4 protein-coding genes are annotated in these 3,588 nt (G+C 73.5%); 3 read left to right on the top strand and 1 reads right to left on the bottom strand.

Annotated elements, in window-relative coordinates; translation table 11 throughout:
* On the bottom strand, window positions 1–1,023 hold a 1,023-nt coding region (locus HUX53_RS09420; RefSeq protein WP_176402773.1), incomplete at its 3' end, for an NAD-dependent epimerase/dehydratase family protein.
* Window positions 1,024–1,112: 89 nt separating this feature from the next.
* Between HUX53_RS09420 and HUX53_RS09415 the strand changes: the two genes are divergently transcribed.
* From HUX53_RS09415 to HUX53_RS09405, 3 genes are all read left to right on the top strand, one after another.
* Window positions 1,113–2,480, top strand: a complete 1,368-nt coding sequence (locus HUX53_RS09415) for a zinc-dependent metalloprotease (protein WP_176402772.1) — start codon at window positions 1,113–1,115, stop codon at window positions 2,478–2,480.
* Window positions 2,477–2,653 (top strand): hypothetical protein, encoded by a 177-nt coding sequence (locus HUX53_RS09410; protein ID WP_176402771.1) that lies wholly within the window; start codon window positions 2,477–2,479, stop codon window positions 2,651–2,653. Before HUX53_RS09415 ends, HUX53_RS09410 begins: the two co-directional genes overlap by 4 nt.
* Window positions 2,654–2,848: 195 nt before the next feature.
* Window positions 2,849–3,415 (top strand): NUDIX hydrolase, encoded by a 567-nt coding sequence (locus HUX53_RS09405; RefSeq protein ID WP_309237132.1) that lies wholly within the window; start codon window positions 2,849–2,851, stop codon window positions 3,413–3,415.
* Window positions 3,416–3,588: the final 173 nt, after the last annotated feature.

Genomic DNA, 3,588 nt, shown 5'->3' with positions numbered 1-3,588 from the left:
CGCGCCGGCGGCGGTCGCCATCGTGGCCTCCTTGCCGCCGACGCGGCGGCCGACGACGGCGTGCCGTCCCGCCGTCTCCTCCATCACGGTGCGGAGCGCGGCGGCGTTGTCGTACATCGGCTTCCAGCCGGCGGCGCGCAGCCGGGCGCAGTCGACGACCCACGGGTAGGCGACGTAGTGCAGGTCGGTGGCGGGCGCCGGGGTCATGCCGAGGCGGTGCAGCCGCTGCGCCATCCCGAAGGTGAGGGCGGCGGGCAGCTCGAAGTTGCGCTTGCCGGTGATCTCGGTCACCTCGTCGGGGCCGAGCCAGCCCTCGCAGCCGACGGCGACGGGCCCGCGCACGTCCTCGGTGACGACGGCGTCCAGCGCGGACGCGAGGTCCTCGATGTGGCAGAACTGCCAGCCGGGCGTGCTGCCCTTGACCGACAGCAGCCGGGGCGACTCGAAGTGGCGGGTGACGACGCTGTCGACGCCGGGCCCGACGACCGAGGCGGGACGGACGACGGTGACGTCCAGCCCGGGGTGGGTGACGGGCGCGGTGGCGGCCAGTTCCTCCATCTCCAGGAAGTCGCCGGCGATGCTGGTGCTGGCCTCGGCGAGCAGCGGCGCGTCCTCGCTCAGCGGCACGTCGTTGTCCGGCCCGGCCCCGTAGACCATCGCGGACGTGACGAGCACCACCCGGCGGACGCGGGCGGCCGCGGCGGCGGTGACGACCGTCTGGGCGCCGCGCACGTTGTGGGTGCGGCGCTCGCGCGGGTCCGCGTCCGGGGACCGCTCGATGTCGAGGTTGACGATGACGTCCACGTCGGAGAGCCGTCCCGACAGCAGCGGGTCGCGGATGTCGGTGACCCGCCATGTGACGCCGGGCACGTCGCCGCGCTGCCCGTCGATGGCGACGACCTTGCGGATCTCTTCCCGTTCGGCGAGCCGGGCGGCCAGCAGCCGTCCCGCCCCGGAGGCGGCGCCGGTGACGGCGACGACCGGGGCCTTGCTACGCCGAGGGCGAACCTTGCCCGTTGCCACGGGGCTGCCCCCTTCCTTGAGTACGCGACCTTGCCGGGACCGGCTAACGTTGCGGATATGAGCCCATCATGCATCCCAGGGGCGATCCGATGAGCAACACTCCCTTCGGCTTCAACCGTCCCGGCGACGGAGACGACGACGACCGGCCCCAGGATCCATTCAAGGGCATGGGCGGCGACATGGCGCAGTTCGCCGACATGCTGCACCGGTTCGCCGACATGATCGGCGCGCAGGGTGCGGGCGGCGGGGGCGGCGGCCCGCTGAACTGGGACCTGGCCAAGAACATCGCGCGGCACACCGTGGTGGAGCAGGGCGACCCGTCGGTCGTCGACAGCGAGCGCCGCCAGGTCGAGGAGGCGCTGCGCCTGGCCGACCTGTGGCTGGACGAGAAGACGACGCTGCCCGCCGGGATCCGGACGCCGCAGGCGTGGAGCCGGTCCGAATGGATCGAGCAGACGCTGCCCGTGTGGTCCAAGGTGTGCGACCCGATCGCGACCCGCATGGTCGAGTCGATGGGCGGGGCGCTCGGCGGCGGCGAGATCCCCGCCGACGTGCAGGCGATGGTCGGCCCGCTGATCGGCATGGTCAAGCAGATGGCCGGGGCGATGGTCGGCGGCCAGGCCGGGCAGGCGCTCGGCGCGCTGGCCCGCGAGGTCACCGGCTCCGCCGACGTGGGCCTGCCGCTCGCCCCCGACGGTGTCGGGGCGCTGCTGCCCGCCGGCGTCGAGGCATTCGGCGAGGGCCTGGAGGTCTCGTCCGACGAGGTCCGGCTCTACCTGGCGCTGCGCGAGGCCGCCCACCAGCGGCTCTTCACCCACGTCCCGTGGCTGCGCTCGCACCTGCTGGGCGCGGTGGAGGAGTACGCGCGCGGCATCACCGTCGACCTGTCGGGCATCGAGCAGGCCGTCCAGGGCCTCGACCTGAGCAACCCGGAGGCGCTCCAGGAGGCGCTCGGCGGCGAGATCCAGCTGCAGCCCGAGGAGACGCCGCGGCAGAAGGCGGCGCTGGCCCGGCTGGAGACGGCGCTCGCGCTGGTCGAGGGCTGGGTCGACACGGTCGTGAACGAGGCCGCCGAGGGCCGGCTGCCCGGCTCGGTGAAGCTGGCCGAGGCGGTGCGGCGCCGCCGCGCCACCGGCGGCCCGGCAGAGCGGACGTTCGCGACGCTGGTCGGCCTGGAACTGCGCCCCCGCCGCCTCCGCGAGGCCGCCACCCTCTGGCGGACTCTCACCGAGGCGCGCGGCACGCAGGGCCGGGACGCGGTCTGGGACCACCCCGACCTGCTCCCGACCGCCGACGACCTCGACGACCCGGAAGGCTTCGTGCACGGCCGCGACGAGATCGAGGGCCTGTCCGACCTGGACCTGACCAACCTGACCAAGGCCCCGGAGGAGGGCGAGAAGCCCGACGAGAAACCCGACGACGGGCCGGGGCCGGACGACGACGGGCCGCGCGCATGAGCCGGTCGCGCCCGTCCCGGGTGAACGGCTGCCGCTACGAGTACGGATCGTCCACCAACGCGATCCGGCGCCGCGTCTCCCAGGCGAGCCTGTGCTGGCAGCGCCCCCTCGACCAGGAGCGCCGGCGCCGCCGCCCCGACAACTCCCGCTACCCCCGCGTAGGCCGCGCATGACCCATCCGCAGCACTCCTCCAAGCCATGCCGGGCGTCGGCACGACAACACCGTGCACATGCCACGGAGTGCCCTGTGAGCGTGCCTCCCAACGATGCCGACGCCCTGGACATGACGCGGAGTGCCTGGTGAGCGCGCCTCCGGCCCACACCGGACGTCCTTCGCCACAATGCTCTCTGCATGCGCGGAGTGCCCTGTGAGCGCACGCTCATTGGCGCCGGACGTCCTGTATGACGACGCCGTGCGGGTGCTGTCGTCGTGGCGGGCGCCCGATGCCGAGCAGGAGCAGGTGCGGCAGGAATTCCTGCAGCATCTGAAGGAGCACCCGGAAGACGGGATGTGGCGGGCGTGCGCGGCCGGACACATCACCGCCAGCACAGCCGTGCTCGACGCGTCCCGCACCCGCGTGCTGCTGACCCTGCACGCAAAGGTCAAGGCGTGGCTCCAGCTCGGCGGCCACTGCGAGCCCGGCGACGCCACGCTCGCCGACGCGGCGCTGCGGGAGGCAACGGAGGAGTCGGGCATAGCGGGCCTGCGGCTGCTGCCCGAGCCCATCAAGCTGGACCGGCACGCGGTCCGCTGCCACCCGCAGGGAACCTGGCACCTGGACGTCCAGTACGTGGCGATCGCCCCGGAAGGCGCCCGGCACGCGGTATCGGACGAATCAGACGACCTCGCCTGGTTCCCGGTGGACGACATCCCCGAACCCACCGACAACGCCGTCCGCGACCTGGTAGCCCGCGCAGTCGCAACAACCACCTGACCACGCACAAGCCCCGCAGGCAGCCGGGGCCTCTCAGCGGGTGAGGGGGTGGCCTTCTAGGAGGGCTCGGGTGTTTTCCCAGCCTTCTAGGCCCGGGTCTAGGAGGCGTAGGTCTTCGGGGGTGCGTAGGCGGTGCCAGCCGGGACCTTGGGGGACGAGGCCGGGGCGGGGGG

Origin of the sequence: Actinomadura sp. BRA 177 (assembly GCF_013372625.1) — a bacterium.
Classification (GTDB): Bacteria; Actinomycetota; Actinomycetes; order Streptosporangiales; family Streptosporangiaceae; genus Spirillospora.
Note: the sequence above shows the minus strand (reverse complement) of the source record. Positions and strands in the feature narration are given on the sequence as shown.